Genomic DNA, 13,999 nt, shown 5'->3' with positions numbered 1-13,999 from the left:
GCCCGGCCCGCCCGTTTCGCCCCCCGCACCACGCGGGCCGGGGGGCGTGTCGGACCGTGCCGATACCCTGGAGGCGTCACCGGGGCTCGCGCGCGCGGCCCATCAGCGGAACCAGGGGGCTGTCCCACATGCTCAGGGCACTGATGTACATCCTGCCGATCGCGCTGACGATCTACGCGTTCATCGACTGCCTGAACACCCCCGAGGACGAGGCCAAGCACCTGCCCAAGGTGGCGTGGGTCTTCATCATCCTGCTCTTCTGGATCGTCGGGCCCATCGTGTGGCTGGCCGCGGGCAAGACCCGGCGCGCCCCGGCCGGGGGCCGTACGCCCAGCGAGTGGCACCGCAACCACCGCACGCAGTGGGTGGCGCCCGACGACAACCCCGAGTTCCTGAAGTCCCTCAGCGAGGAGAACAAGAAGGACGAGGCGCTCCTGAAGGACTGGGAGGCCGACCTCCGCCGCCGCGAGGAGGAGCTGAAGCGCCGCGAGCAGGGCGACGGCGGCGGCGCGGGCCAGGGCGACGAGGACCCGAAGCAGCCCTGAGGCGCCCGCCCCTCGCCGTACCTCCCGGTCCGCGCGCCACGCGCGTCGCCGTGCCGGCCGGTCCGCGCCCCGCGCGGTGACCCGCGCGCCACGCGGCTTCGGTATGGCATCAGTTGGACAACTCTGCGCGACACCCCGCGCACACAAGGCTATTGTGCGGTCGAAAGTGTGACAGGACCTGTCTTGTGGCGCTGACGCTGCACCGGGGGGTGGCGGGTGGACAGAGAGTTGTACGGCCGTGAGGCGGTGTTGGATCCATCCGGTCTCGCCGCGCGCCTGACCGGCCTCGCCCCGTACGGCTTCGCCGGCGTCCGCTACGAGCACGGCGACGACCCGCCGGTCACCGTCTTCACCGGCGGCCGCGGCATGGGGAAGACCGCGCTGCTGAAGCAGATCCGCAACGCCTACCGCCGCGGCACCCCGCTCGCCTTCCTGGACTGCGCGCACATCGAGGAGCCCGCCGAGCACGGACCCGGCTGGACCCCGGTCACCGGCGCCCTCGCCGACCTGGCCGTGCAGCTGTCGCCGCGCGTGCTGTCGGCGCGTCCGGTGGAGTTCCCGCGCCTGGCGCTGGGGCTCGCGGCCGTGGCGAGCATCAGCTGGTCCCAGGAGGACGACGAGCGGGTCCGCCGCGACCTGCAGCGCCTCGGGCCCGTCCTGGCGACGGTGGACGAGTCGCGCGCCATGGCCAGCGTCTGGGTGGGCCGGGTCCTCTCCAAGCTCGCCGCGAAGGTCGCCGACGGGGTCGTGCCGATGGCCGGGGTCCTCGCGGAGGCGACGGTGGAGACCCTCCTGGAGGACGTCTTCGGCCGTTCCCAGCGCCGCACCGAGACCTGGTACGGCGCCTACCGCAGCGCGGGCGGCAACGGCACGTTGGGCCTGCGCCAGCTCGCCGCGGACTTCGCGCAGGGCGGGCCGCGCAGGGCCGACGCGGAGGACTTCCTCGTGGGCGCCCTCGTCGAGGACCTGCGCCGCGCGTACGTCGGGCTGACCCGGCGCGGAACCCGGCGCGGGCGCCCGGTGATCCTGCTCGACAACGCCCATCTGCCGCTCGGCCGCCGCCTGGTCGAGCCGGTCCTGCGGGACCGCGCGGACGGCCGCCGCGACCAGACCGTACTGATCGCGGCCTCCCGCGACGGGAGCCACGAGGGGCTGCGCCGCGCGACGCGGCTGCGGTTGCCGGAGGTCGCGCACCGGGCGCCCTGCCCCCGGGGCACGGACATCACCTCGGGCATCCTCGCGGTGGAGCTGACCCCGCTGAGCCCGGCGCAGACGCGGAGCCTGTTCGACCGGTACGACCCGGCGGGCCGCACCCCGCCCGGACTGCCCGGCGCGGTGCACCGGTTGACCGGCGGCCGGCCGCTGGCCGTGGCGCTGCTGGGGCGGGCCGCGGGCGGGGTGCCGGCCGGGGAGCGCGGCGCGCTCACACCGGGCGCCCTGCTGGACCTGGACGTCGAGCTGCGGGAGGACGCGCCCGAAGTCCCGGTCGCCGAGACGCTGCTGGCCGAACTGCTGCCGGAGCTGCGCCGTGACGAGGCGGCCGCGCTGACCGTACTGGCGGCCGCGTACGACGAGGAGTCGGCGCGGGCGCTGGCCCGCACCCGGCTGCGGGCCGCGTCCGTCGACGGCGACGTGACGCTGCGGCTGCGGGACGCGCTGCGCGGCGACGGCTGGCCGGCGGGGACGGCACACGGCCCGGCGGGCGGTGGCCCGGCAGGCGGTGCGGGCGCTGGTCCGGCAGGCGGTGCGGGCGCGGGGGGTGCGGGCGGTGCCGGGGGGCGGACGGGCGCCGTGCCCTCGTACTTCGTGGCCGATCCGCTGCTGCGCGCCCTGCTGCTGCACCGGCTCCGCTTCCAGGACGGCGACGCCCCGGAGTACGCCGCGTGGCGGGCCGTCCACGAGACGCTGCTCGCCCACTACGGACCGCGCCCCGCCGCGTACCGGCTGCGCCAGGAGCTGGCGCTCGGGCGCGTGGACGGCGCGGTGACCGCGCTGCGCGACGGCTTCGCCGACCCGGACGTGGGCGCCTGGCTGGACCGGCTGCTGTTCATCACGACCGCGCCGTACCCGCGCGACCCTCGCCGTCCCGGGCCCGACCCGCGGCGGGCCGTCGCGCTCGGCCGGGACCCCGGCCCCGTCGAGGCGCTCGCCGGTCTGGACGAGGCGGCCAAGGCCCTGCACCAGTCGGTGCGGCGGCTGCTGCACGCGGTGTGGCTGCTCACCGATCCGCTCGCGCTGCCCGACGACGACGTGATCGAGCGGATGGCGTACGAGCTGCGCCAGCTCTCGGGCCGCCATCTGACCGGCAGCCTTCCGCTGTGGGACGCGGCCACCCACTGGCCGAGGGACATTCGGGCCTGGCGTGCGCCGTCGTCGCCGCCGGGCAGCGAGGACGGAGCCTGACGAGCATGGACAACCCCTTCCGGTACCGCCTCTTCTACACCGTCCGCCAGAAGATCGTCACCAGCGCGGTCGTCCTCGCCCTGCTGGCGTGGGGCACGGTCGCCGTCGTCCAGCGCGTCACCACTCCCGAGGACCGCTCGTGCGCGCCGGGCGTGGCCCGCCCCACCGGCAGCGAGGAGTGCGTCGGCGTCGCCACGGCCGGGAACGGCTACGACTTCGGCGAGTCGCGGCTCAAGCAGGTCGCGGACGCCATCGGCCGGGAGAACGCCACGCTGAAGGAGGGCCAGTACGCCACGGTCGCCCTGCTGCTGCCGCTCACCTCCACCAGTACGGGCCTGCGCGAGAAGATGCTCAACGAGCTGCACGGCGCGTTCGCCCAGCAGTACCGGGCCAACCGGCGGAACAACGAGGTCCCGAAGATCCGCCTGGTCCTCGCCAACACCGGCAAGGACAACCTCCACTGGAAGACCGCCGTCGACCAGCTCAAGACCATGACCGGCGCCCCGCACCACCTGCGGGCCGTGTCCGGCATCGCGACCAGCAGCGCGCAGGTGCGCGGCGCGGTCGCCGAGCTGACCGGCGCGGGCATCGCCGTCGTCGGCACCACCATCACCGCCGACGACATCGCCAACGGGCCCGCCGGGCAGCCCTTCCCCGGGCTGGCGCGGGTCTCCCCCACCAACGGCGACGAGGCGCGGGCGCTGACCCACCTCGGCCCGGTGGACCCGGCGAAGGCCCTGCTGGTGCACGACACGCGGACCGGGGACCACTACACGGACACGCTCAGGAAGGCGTTCTCCGGCCTCCTGGACCGCTCCCCGTACGAGCCGCAGCTGTTCACGTCCGACACGGACCCGAACGCCGAGGGGACGACCGCCCTCGCGTTCCGGCGGATCACCCACCTGGTGTGCGACACCCGCGCGGAGACGCTGTTCTTCGCCGGGCGCCACACGCAGCTGCGGCAGTTCGTCAACGCGCTGGGCGCCCGCGGCTGCAAGGACCGGAAGTTCCGGGTGCTGACCGGCGACGAGGGCTCGTACCTGGGCACGGACCCGCAGCTCGACCGCGGGGCGCTGGAGCAGGGGCTCACGGTGCAGTACGCGGCGCTCGCGCACCCGGACGCGTGGCGGCCCAGGCCCGGGTACGAGCCGCCGAAGACGGGCGGATCGGCTCAGGCGTACGAGGAGTTCACGCGGGCGCTGGCCGAGGTGACCCGTGCGCCGGCGGGGCCGCTCGGGCCGACGACCCTCTGGGACGGGCAGGCCATCATCGCGTACGACGCCATGGCGATGGCCGTGGAGGCGATCCGGGAGGCGACACCCCCCAGTGAGACCGTTCCGCCGCTGGACCAGGTGGCGAAGCAGTGGCCGCACATCAAGGGCTCGCTGAGGGTCGAGGGCGCGAGCGGCTGGATATGCCTGGACAACTACGGCAACCCGTACAACAAGGCCGTGCCCGTGGTGCAGCTGACGCGGGGCGCTCCCCGGTTCGTGAGGATGGCGTGGCCGGAGGGCGAGCCGCCGGGCACCGAGTGCATGCGCCTGCGCCGCCCGTGAGCGCACCGGCCGGCCCGCGCGCCCGCTACAGCGCCGCCGCCAGGTGGTGGAAGCGGGCCGGCCAGGCGGCGGCGCGGGCCCGGCGCAGCGGGACGGGGCCCTCGAAGGTGTGGGTGACGCGCAGCACGGTCGCGCCCCGGTCGCCGTGCTCGCCCGGCTCCAGGTGGAAGCGGAGCCGTCCCGCGTCCCCGTCCAGGGTGTACTCGGCGACCCGCTCCACGTCCCAGGCGGTGACCGTCCCGGCCGCGGCGGGACCGCCCGGCTCGTCCAAACCGCGCAGCACGACCGCCCCGCCGAGCCGGGGTTCCAGCACCTCGACGGCGGCCAGCCAGGAGCCGAGCCCGGCGGCGCTCGCGACGGCCGGCCAGACGGCCTCCTCGGGGTGACCGAGCGGGACGGTGAAGCGCAGGACGTGCCGGTCCGCCCCGGTGGCGGCGGACCGGGCCGTCTCGGCTGCGGCGTTCCCGTCCATGCCTCCAGCGTCGCGCGCCGGACCGGCGCCCGCTACCGCTGCGGGCGCCTCTGCGGCGGGGGCGTCAGACGCCCGCGTACGAGTGGAGGCTGTTCACGAAGAGGTTCACGCCGTAGTAGTTGAACAGCCAGCAGGCGAAGGCGATCAGGGCGATGTACGACGCCTTGCGGCCCTTCCAGCCGACGGTCGCGCGGGCGTGCAGGTACGCGGCGTAGGCGACCCAGGTGATGAAGGACCAGACCTCCTTGGCGTCCCAGCCCCAGTAGCGGCCCCAGGCGTCGCCGGCCCAGATGGCGCCCGCGATGATCGTGAACGTCCACAGCGGGAAGACGGCGGCGTTGACCCGGTACGCGAACTTGTCGAAGGACGCGGCGGACGGCAGCCGCTCCATGATCGAGCGGGTGAACGCGGACGGCTTGCCGCCGCCCGCGACCTTGGCCTCGTAGCCGTCGCGCAGCAGGTACAGCAGGGTGGTGACCGCGCCGATGTAGAAGACCGCGCCGCAGAAGATCGCGGTGGAGACGTGGATCCACAGCCAGTACGAGTCGAGGGCCGGGACGAGCTGGTCGCTCTCGGTGTACAGCCAGGTGGTGGCGAGGCCGAGGTCGAGCAGGACGGTCGTGACGAGCGGCAGGCCCAGCCAGCGGACGTTCTTCCCGGCGAGGAGGAACGCGAGGTACGCGCCGGCCGCGACGGTCGAGAACGTCAGCGAGAACTCGTACATGTTGCCCCACGGCGCCCGCTCCACGGAGAGGGCGCGGGCGACCACGCCGCCGGCCTCCAGCAGGAACGCGAGGGTGGTGAGCGATACGGCGATGCGCCCGTACAGGTCGCCCTTCTCGTCCCCGGCTGCCGCGCCGGGCCCGTCGGGCACCTCGCGGGCGCCGGCCGCGCCGCGCGTGACGATCGCGGGCTTGTCCAGCACGGCGGTGCCGGACGCGGACCCTTCGGCCTGCTTGCCGCGCACCCGGACGGCCGGCGCCCCGGTCCGCGCGCCCGCCGTCGCGGTGAGCGCGGCGGCGGTGCGGCCGACCTTGCTGCGGCTGCCGAGCACCCACTCGGCGATGTGCGCGAGGAACGCCAGCGTGTACACGGCCATGGCCGAGTAGACGAGGGTGTTGCTGATGTTCGCCAGGTCTTCGTTGGCGGCGGCGATGATCACTGCGATGCCCCTTCGGCGGGAACAGCCTCTTCGGCGGGTTCGGCGCCGTCGTCCACGGGGTCGTGGCCTCCGGCGTCACGGTTCACGGCGCGGCCCGCGTGCGCGGAGCCGCCGGCGGGTGCGGGGTCGGCACGGTGTGCTCCGTCCGCGTCCGCGGTGTCGTCCGGGCCCGCGGTGCCGGCCGGATCGGCGGTGCCGGAGGCGTCGGAGGCGGTGTCGGCGTCGGCGTCGGCGTCGGCCGGCACGCTCGGGGAGACGAAGTGGACCAGGTCCGCCAGCTCGGCCAGCTCCTCCGGGAGCTTCGACGACTCGCTGCGTCCCAGACCCGCCATCTCCACGACCGTCACCCCGTCCGGACCCGCGACGGCCCGCACCCACACCCGGCGCCGCTGGATGAACAGCGAGGCCATCAGGCCGAGGATCGCGGCGACGGCGCCGGCCAGCGCCCAGCCGTTGCCCGGCTGCTGGCTGATCTGGAAGCTCGCCCACTCCTTGACCTCGCGCTCGAAGGTGATCGAGCCGGCCCCGTCGGGCAGCGTGAAGGTCTCACCGGGCTTGAGCTGCTTCTTCAGGATGTCGCCGCGCGCGTCCTTGAACGGCTTCATCTTGGACGTGTCGAGCTGGTACACGTTCTGCGGCACGCCCGAGTCGGCGCGCAGGTCGCCGCGGTAGGCGGAGACGCTCAGCCGCGGGTCCACGAGCGCCGGGAAGACGGAGAACATCTGCCCCTGCCCCTCGCCCGCGAACGTCGGCACGAAGAACATCGGAATGCCCAGCTGGTCCCGCTTGCCGTTCTTGTCCTTGTAGCCGTCCTTCACCTTGAGGACGCCCTGCGAGGTGACGTTGGCGTCGAGCGGCAGCAGCGGCACGGGGCCCCGGCTGACGATCTCGCCCTTGCCGTCCCGGACGGTGACGACGGGGGCGTACCCGTGCTCGATCAGGTACACCTTCGCGCCGTCCACGTGCAGCGGCTCGTTGACCCGGATGACGGCGTCCTTGTCCGGGCCGCCCTTCTCGGAGTACGTGACGGCCGCCTCGAACGTGCGGGGCGTGCCGCGCTGCGGGCCGGTCGGCTCGTACGTGCCGGTGAACTCCTTCAGTTCGAAGCTGAAGTGCCCGAGGTCGTCCAGGGCGAACAGGGAGCCGGAGCGGAAGTCGTCGTACTGGCTGAGGGTGTTGGCGAAGCCGTCGCCCTCGACGATCAGCTTGCCGCCCTCGGAGCGGAACAGCTGGCCCGCGGCGAAGGCGAGCAGCATGACGATCAGCGCGATGTGGAAGGCCAGGTTGCCGGCCTCGCGGAGGTAGCCCTTCTCGGCCGCGACCGCGTCACCGGACGCGTGGACCCGGAAGCGCCGCTTCCGCAGCACCTTCGCCGCCGCCTCGCGCACCCCCTCGGGGTCGACCTCGGTGCGCCAGGTCGTGTACGCCGGCAGGCGGGTCAGCCGCTTCGGCGCGCCCGGCGGGCGGCTGCGCAGCTGACCGACGAACTGCGCGGTGCGCGGGACGATGCAGCCGATGAGCGAGACGAAGAGCAGGATGTAGATCGCCGAGAACCACACCGACGTGTAGACGTCGAACAGCTGGAGCTTCTCGTAGATCGGTGTGAGCGTCTTGTGGGACTCCTTGAAGGCGTTGACCTTCATCTCGTCCACGCCGTTCTGCGGGATGAGGGAGCCCGGGATCGCCGCGAGGGACAGCAGGAAGAGCAGGATGAGGGCGACCCGCATGGACGTCAGCTGACGCCAGAACCAGCGGACCCAGCCGGTGAAGCCGAGGGCGGGCAGTCCGGCGGATTCGGACTCCTGCGCGGGGGCGGTGGACAGCTGCTCCCCGGCGGCGCCGAGCGACTGCTCGGCGGACGTCCCCTGGGAGGAGGGGCGCTCGCCGGCGGTCTTGCCGGCGGGTGCGTCCGTTGCGGGGCGGCGGGCCCCGCCGGTGTGTTCGGTGTTGCTCATGGTGAACCTCAGATCCCCACCTGGAAGCCGCTGGACCAGCTCTGCGTGGTCTGGACGAGCGTGTCCCACACACCCGTCAGCAGCAGCAGACCGGTCAGGATCATCATGCCGCCGCCGACCCGCATCACCCACGCGTAGTGCCGCTTGACCCAGCCGAACGCGCCGAGCGCCTTGCGGAACGCGACGGCGGCGACGATGAACGGCACGCCGAGCCCGAGACAGTACGCGAAGGTGAGCAGGGCGCCGCGCCCGGCGCTGGCCTCGGAGAGGGCGAGCGCGTTGACGGCCGTGAGGGTCGGGCCGACGCAGGGCGTCCAGCCGATGCCGAACAGCACGCCGATGACCGGCGCGCCGACGAGGCCGGCGGCCGGCCGCTTGTGGAACCGGAACTCGCGCTGGGTGAGCCAGGGCATGAGCCCCATGAAGAAGACGCCCATGAGGATCATCACGACGCCGAGGACCCGGTTCAGGACCTCGCGGTGCTCCAGGAGCGTCTGGCCGGAGTAGCCGAACAGCGCGCCGCCGGAGACGAAGACGGCGGTGAAGCCGAGGACGAACAGGGCGGCGCCGAGCACCATCCGGCCGCGCCGGGCTTCGGCCAGGTCGGTGCCGGTGACGCCGGTCACGTAGGAGAGGTAGCCGGGGACGAGGGGCAGCACGCAGGGCGAGAAGAAGGAGACCAGGCCGCCGAGGACGGCGACGGGCAGGGCCAGCAGGAGGGCCCCGCTGAAGACCGTCTCGTTCATGGACTACTGCCCGTCGGCCTTCTCGGCGAGGACCGGGTCGATCATGGCGCGCAGCTCCTTCTCGGAGACCGCCTTGAGGGTGCGCGCGGCGATCTTGCCCTCCCGGTCGAGGACGAGCGTCGAGGGGATGGCCTGCGGCTGGACCGCGCCCTTGGGGAAGCCGTTGAGCACGAGCTTGCCGTACGGGTCGTACAGGCTCGGGTACGGGACCTTGAAGTCCTTCTCGAACTTGATCGAGGAGAGCTTCTCGCTGCGGGTGTTGATCCCGACGAACTCGACGCCGCGGGACTTCAGCTCGCCCGCGACCTTCGCGAAGTGCGGGGCCTCGGCGCGGCACGGGTTGCACCAGTCGCCCCACAGGTTGATCACGACGACCTTGCCCTTGAGGTCGGCGACGTCGAGGCGGCCGCCGTCGAGGGTCTCGCCGGCCAGCTTCGGCGTGGGCCGCTCACCCTTGGGGATGGTGGCGACGCCGTCGACGTTGGTGACGAAGTTGGTGTTGCCGCCGCCCCCGGAGGTGCCCGTGGGGCTGCCGCTGCACGCGGTCAGCGCGAGCGCGGCCGCCAGGGCGCCGGCGGTGAGCAGGAGGCCTCGGGGGGCTCGACTGTGGCTCATGTGAAAAGTTTCGCATGGCCGTTTCGCCGATCTTGCCCGCCCCCCTGAGTGCCCGTAAAGCCCCTTGTGAAGCCGGGCTAAGCCTTGGCCGGGTTCCGGCTATGACCGGCTAAGCGCGCAGGAAGGAGTTCCAGCCGCCTGCCGGGGATTCTCCGACGGAGAGCGAGCGGAGCTTCCGGAGGATCCCGGGGTCCTGTGCGTCGAGCCAGTCGACGAGTTGCCGGAAGGAGACCAGTCGCACGTCCTTCTTTCCGGCCATTTCCTTGAGCGCGTCCTCGACGGCGTCCATATAGATTCCGCCGTTCCACTGTTCGAAGTGGTTTCCGATGAAGAGGGGGGCGCGATTCGTCTCGTACGCGCGGGTGAATCCGGCCAGATACGCCTCGGTGGCCTGCTTCTTCCAGCCCGGGTAGCGGGAGGGGACGCCGCGGGTGGTGTTCCCGGACTGGTTGGCGAGGATGTTGTAGTCCATGGAGAGGACTTCGAAGGAGTGGCCGGGGAACGGAACGGCCTGGAGCGGAAGGTCCCACAGCCCCTGGCGCCTGGCGGGCCAGACCTGGAGGCCGCCGGGGGACGAGGCGTCGTAGCGCCAGCCGAGTTTCCGGGCGGTGGGCAGGAGGTTGTCCCGGCCCAGGAGGCAGGGGGTGCGGCCGCCGATCAGTTCCCCGCGGTAGTCGAAGGGGAGCGGGTCGAGTCCGATCCAGCCGCTGTTGGTCTTCCATTCGGTGACGAATTTCACCGCCTGGTCGATTTCGGCGCGCCAGTCGTCGGGGGTCCAGTGCGCGACCGATCCGGAGCCGCCGCAGAAATGGCCGTTGAAGTGGGTGCCTATCTCGTGTCCGTCGAGCCAGGCGCGGCGGAGGTTCTCCAGGGTGTCCTTGATGTGGGCGTCGGTGAGGTATCCGATGTCGGAGGCGCCGGGGTTGTTGCGGGGCGGGCGGTAGAGGCTTTTCCGCGATTCCGGGAGGAGGTAGATCCCGGAGAGGAAGAACGTCATCGCGGCGCCGTGTTCCCGCGCGAGGTCGAGGAAGCGCGGGAAGAGGCCGTTGCCGACCTCCCCGGCGCCGTCCCAGGAGAAGACGACGAACTGCGGCGGGGTCTGGCCCGGTTCGAGCGGTGCGGGGCGGGCCGGCTGGCGGGGCTGCGGGCCGGTGTCGGCGGTGGAGCCGTCCCCGAGGGGGCGCACCCGCCGCCCGCCGCCCTTGCCGTCCCCGCCCGCGCCCGTACCGGGTTCCGTACCGCCGGCCGTACCGGATCCCGTACCGCCGGCCGCGCCGGGGCGGCCGGCCGGGCCCTGGTCGCCGATCTCCCCGAGGGCGCCGCAGGCACTCGTACCGAGTGCGAGCGCGGCGCCAACTCCCGTTCCCAGCAATGCCCTTCGGCTCATGGCAGGCATACCGTCCCCCATTCCACTCCCGGACCGGGCGGCCGGATTTCCGGCCGGTATCCGTTGAGATGGCGGAAAGTGGACGTTGGGTTCCACCGATAATCACAGGATTACCGGCGTGACGAAACGGATACCCCGTAACGGAGATCACGTCGGAACGGCCGGGGACGGCCGCCGGAAGCCCGTCCCCGGGCACCGGAGGACCGCCCCGGAGTCGCCCGGAGTACGGCCCGAAGGCGGAGCGGAAGTGCCGCCCGAAGTCCGGCCCGGCCGGGCGGAAGTGCCGGCGGAAGTCCGGGCCGAAGAGCGGACCCGAGTCCCGGCCGAAGTCCGGACCGAAGTCCCGGCCCGAGTTCCGGCCGAAGTGCGGGCCGCGGACCGGGCTGAAGACCGGGCTGAAGACCGCGCTGAAGATCGTCAGGCGCCGAATGCCTTCGACTTTCCCTTCACCGGCTTCGCGCCCGCGAGGAGGTGCGCCGGGACGAGATCGCGCGCCGGTTCGCTGTACCCCACCGAGACGATCGTGTCGCCGTGGTACGTGAAGGTCGTCAGCGACGCGAGCGTGCACTGCCGCCGGCGCGGGTCGTGCCACAGCCGGCGCCGCTCCACGAAGCTCCGCACGATCCAGATGGGCAGCTGGTGGCTGACGCACACCGCCTCGTGCCCGCGCGCCGCGTCCCGCGCGGCGGCCAGGGCGCCCATCATCCGGACGACCTGGTCGATGTAGGGCTCGCCCCACGACGGCCGGAACGGGTTGGTCAGATGCCGCCAGTTGCCCGGCTTGCGCAGCGCGCCGTCGCCGACACCGAAGGTCTTGCCCTCGAAGACGTTGGCCGCCTCGATCAGCCGCTCGTCCGTGGCCAGCTCCAGGCCGTGGGAGCGCGCGATCGGCTCGGCCGTCTCCTGCGCCCGCTCCAGCGGAGACGCCACGACATGGGCGATGTCCCGGTCGGCCAGGTGCTCGGCGACCCGGTCGGCCATCCGCCGCCCCAGCTCGGAGAGGTGGTACCCGGCGCGGCGGCCGTACAGGATGCCGTCCGGGTTGTGCACCTCGCCGTGGCGCATCAGGTGCACGACGGTCACGTCGCCGTCCGCGTCGCGCTCCCGCTTGTCCCGCAGCGCGTCCCGCACCTCCGTCATGCCGCGGCCTCCGTGGCCTCCGCGGCGGCGCGGGCGGCGGCGGGCAGCGCGGCGGCGATCCGCTCCACGGCGCGCTCGTCGTGGGCGGTCGACACGAACCACGACTCGAACGCCGACGGCGGCAGGTAGACGCCCTGCGCCAGCATCGAGTGGAAGAACGCGGTGAAGCGGAACGACTCCTGGCGCTTGGCGTCCTCGTAGTCCCGGACCTCCCGGTCGGTGAAGAACACCGAGAACATGTTGGACGCGGTCTGCAGCCGGTGCGCCACGCCCTCCTTGGCCAGCGCGTCCGTCACCAGGCCCTGGATCTCCCGCGAGACGGCGTCGACCTTCTCGTACGCGGCGTCGTCGAGCAGCCGCAGCTGCGCGAGGCCGGCGGCGGTGGCGACCGGGTTACCGGAGAGCGTGCCCGCCTGGTAGACCGGGCCGGCCGGCGCGAGGTGGGCCATCACGTCGGCGCGGCCGCCGAAGGCCGCCGCCGGGAAGCCGCCGCCCATGACCTTGCCGAACGTCATCAGGTCCGGGACGACGCCGTCCACGCCGTACCAGCCCGCCTTCGACGTGCGGAAACCGGTCATGACCTCGTCGGAGATGTACAGCGCGCCGTTCTTCGCGCACGCGTCCTTCAGCCCCTGGTTGAAGCCGGGGCGGGGCGGGACGACGCCCATGTTGCCGGGGGACGCCTCGGTGATCACGCAGGCGATCTCGCCCGGGTGCCGGTGGAACGCCTCCTGCACGGCCTCCAGGTCGTTGTACGGCAGCACGATCGTGTCGCCCGCCTGCGCCCCCGTGACGCCGGGGGTGTCGGGCAGGCCGAAGGTGGCGACGCCGGAGCCCGCGGCGGCCAGCAGCGCGTCCACGTGCCCGTGGTAGCAGCCCGCGAACTTGACGACCTTGCTGCGGCCGGTGAAGCCGCGCGCCAGGCGGATCGCGGACATGGTCGCCTCGGTGCCGCTGGACACCAGCCGGACCTGCTCGACCGGGGCGACCCGAGCCACGATCTCCTCCGCGAGCGCGACCTCGCCCTCACCCGGCGTGCCGAAGGAGGTGCCGCGCGCGACGGCCTCCTGCACGGCGGCGATGACCTCGGGGTGCGCGTGGCCGAGGATCATCGGGCCCCAGGAGCAGACGAGGTCGACGTACTCGCGCCCGTCCGCGTCGGTGAGGTACGGGCCCGTGCCCGACACCATGAAGCGGGGCGTGCCGCCCACGGCCCGGAAGGCCCGGACGGGGGAGTTCACGCCGCCGGGCGTCACCTGGGAGGCGCGGTCGAAGAGCGACTGTGAGGCTGGGGCTTCGTATGAGTACGACACTTGGGTCCTGACCTGCGAGAACGAGTGGACGGACGGCTGGTGCGGGAGCTGCCGCCGGCGCGGCGGCGGGGCGGTCCAGCGGGGCGCGGGGCGAGCCGTGTTCCTTTTCACGGCATCCGGTTTCACGACAATCGGCCGGGCGGCCTTGCTTCGGCGTGACGCCTTCCCCCACGATCTTGTTTCACAAGGGTGTTCCCCTGCTCGGGCGGAGCCGAGAGATCACGGAGTTTCCTGACCTTGTATTCAGGCACGGCGTCAGCCCTCCGCGTCTGCGAAACTGGGGCGTCATAGGGAGAGCTCACGGAAACCATGGTGTCAGAGGCCGGGACGTTCTCGCGGACAGGTGTTTCACCACTGGTTCGCAGGGGAGGTCACTGACACGATGATCGGGTCGCGCGGCGGGGGCCGTGTCACCCCTGCAAGCAGTCGGGTGGAGATATGCATCGCGGTGGCGGACTGGGCGAGGGGACCGGCGATCTGGGTCCCGAGCGTGCCCGTCGGGGAAGGCACCGGCGACAGCGGGACGACCCCCCTCGGGAGCCGGTACGACGGGACGACGCCCCGCAGCGGGAGGGCCCCGCGGGCTTTCCCGGCCCGGCGGGCCCCACGGGTCCGGCGGGTTTCGGGAGCGCGGCGGGCTTCGGCGGCCCGGCGGATTTCGAGCGCCCGGCCGGTTCCGGTGACCGGGCGGAGTCCGGGAGCGGA

At 73.0% G+C, this 13,999-nt stretch carries 11 protein-coding genes; 3 read left to right on the top strand and 8 right to left on the bottom strand.

Annotation, left to right across the window (positions count from 1 at the left end):
• The first annotated feature begins 128 nt into the window (after positions 1-128).
• From ACSUPT_RS17330 to ACSUPT_RS17320, 3 genes are all read left to right on the top strand, one after another.
• The gene (locus ACSUPT_RS17330) at positions 129-545 is read left to right on the top strand and encodes a PLD nuclease N-terminal domain-containing protein (protein ID WP_365727723.1); all 417 of its coding nucleotides are present in this window, start codon (positions 129-131) and stop codon (positions 543-545) included.
• Between the two features lie 216 nt (positions 546-761).
• Positions 762-2,948 carry a hypothetical protein gene (locus ACSUPT_RS17325; RefSeq protein WP_436944862.1) on the top strand — a complete coding sequence of 729 codons (2,187 nt, stop codon included), beginning with the start codon at positions 762-764 and terminating at the stop codon, positions 2,946-2,948.
• 5 nt (positions 2,949-2,953) lie between these two features.
• Positions 2,954-4,504, top strand: a complete 1,551-nt coding sequence (locus ACSUPT_RS17320) for an ABC transporter substrate-binding protein (protein WP_436944860.1) — start codon at positions 2,954-2,956, stop codon at positions 4,502-4,504.
• 25 nt (positions 4,505-4,529) lie between these two features.
• On the opposite strand, the gene ACSUPT_RS17315 is transcribed toward ACSUPT_RS17320, so the two are convergent.
• The 8 genes from ACSUPT_RS17315 to hemL form a co-directional block, all read right to left on the bottom strand.
• Entirely contained in the window at positions 4,530-4,976 is a 447-nt protein-coding gene (locus ACSUPT_RS17315; RefSeq protein WP_436944859.1) for an SRPBCC domain-containing protein, read from the bottom strand.
• 64 nt (positions 4,977-5,040) lie between these two features.
• Positions 5,041-6,138: a c-type cytochrome biogenesis protein CcsB gene (ccsB, locus tag ACSUPT_RS17310; RefSeq protein WP_351966701.1), complete on the bottom strand. Its 1,098-nt coding sequence runs from the start codon at positions 6,136-6,138 to the stop codon at positions 5,041-5,043.
• Positions 6,135-8,093: a cytochrome c biogenesis protein ResB gene (gene resB / locus ACSUPT_RS17305; protein WP_436944857.1), complete on the bottom strand. Its 1,959-nt coding sequence runs from the start codon at positions 8,091-8,093 to the stop codon at positions 6,135-6,137. Before resB ends, ccsB begins: the two co-directional genes overlap by 4 nt.
• 8 nt (positions 8,094-8,101) lie before the next feature.
• The gene (locus ACSUPT_RS17300; protein WP_361661081.1) at positions 8,102-8,839 is read right to left on the bottom strand and encodes a cytochrome c biogenesis CcdA family protein; all 738 of its coding nucleotides are present in this window, start codon (positions 8,837-8,839) and stop codon (positions 8,102-8,104) included.
• A gap of 3 nt (positions 8,840-8,842) precedes the next feature.
• Positions 8,843-9,454, bottom strand: a complete 612-nt coding sequence (locus ACSUPT_RS17295) for a TlpA family protein disulfide reductase (protein ID WP_351966698.1) — start codon at positions 9,452-9,454, stop codon at positions 8,843-8,845.
• A 109-nt stretch (positions 9,455-9,563) separates the two neighbouring features.
• On the bottom strand, positions 9,564-10,850 hold the full coding sequence (locus ACSUPT_RS17290; RefSeq protein WP_436944856.1) for a hypothetical protein: 1,287 nt from the start codon (positions 10,848-10,850) through the stop codon (positions 9,564-9,566).
• A 408-nt stretch (positions 10,851-11,258) separates the two neighbouring features.
• A complete protein-coding gene (locus ACSUPT_RS17285; protein WP_361661087.1) occupies positions 11,259-11,981 on the bottom strand; it encodes a histidine phosphatase family protein in 723 nt (240 codons plus the stop codon).
• The gene (hemL, locus tag ACSUPT_RS17280; protein ID WP_351966695.1) at positions 11,978-13,294 is read right to left on the bottom strand and encodes a glutamate-1-semialdehyde 2,1-aminomutase; all 1,317 of its coding nucleotides are present in this window, start codon (positions 13,292-13,294) and stop codon (positions 11,978-11,980) included. The genes ACSUPT_RS17285 and hemL overlap by 4 nt, the downstream gene beginning before the upstream one ends.
• Positions 13,295-13,999: the final 705 nt, after the last annotated feature.

The organism is Streptomyces sp. SudanB25_2051, assembly GCF_964272635.1.
Lineage (GTDB): Bacteria > Actinomycetota > Actinomycetes > Streptomycetales > Streptomycetaceae > Streptomyces.
Note: the sequence above shows the minus strand (reverse complement) of the source record. Positions and strands in the feature narration are given on the sequence as shown.

Excerpts from the sequence above, each read along its gene's own strand:
- ACSUPT_RS17300 (WP_361661081.1), bottom strand. The coding sequence starts at position 8,839 with ATGAACGAGACGGTCTTCAGCGGGGCCCTCCTGCTGGCCCTGCCCGTC.
- ACSUPT_RS17315 (WP_436944859.1), bottom strand. The coding sequence starts at position 4,976 with ATGGACGGGAACGCCGCAGCCGAGACGGCCCGGTCCGCCGCCACCGGG.
- ACSUPT_RS17320 (WP_436944860.1), top strand. The coding sequence starts at position 2,954 with ATGGACAACCCCTTCCGGTACCGCCTCTTCTACACCGTCCGCCAGAAG.
- ACSUPT_RS17285 (WP_361661087.1), bottom strand. The coding sequence starts at position 11,981 with ATGACGGAGGTGCGGGACGCGCTGCGGGACAAGCGGGAGCGCGACGCG.
- ACSUPT_RS17330 (WP_365727723.1), top strand. The coding sequence starts at position 129 with ATGCTCAGGGCACTGATGTACATCCTGCCGATCGCGCTGACGATCTAC.
- ACSUPT_RS17290 (WP_436944856.1), bottom strand. The coding sequence starts at position 10,850 with ATGCCTGCCATGAGCCGAAGGGCATTGCTGGGAACGGGAGTTGGCGCC.
- resB (WP_436944857.1), bottom strand. The coding sequence starts at position 8,093 with ATGAGCAACACCGAACACACCGGCGGGGCCCGCCGCCCCGCAACGGAC.
- ACSUPT_RS17295 (WP_351966698.1), bottom strand. The coding sequence starts at position 9,454 with ATGAGCCACAGTCGAGCCCCCCGAGGCCTCCTGCTCACCGCCGGCGCC.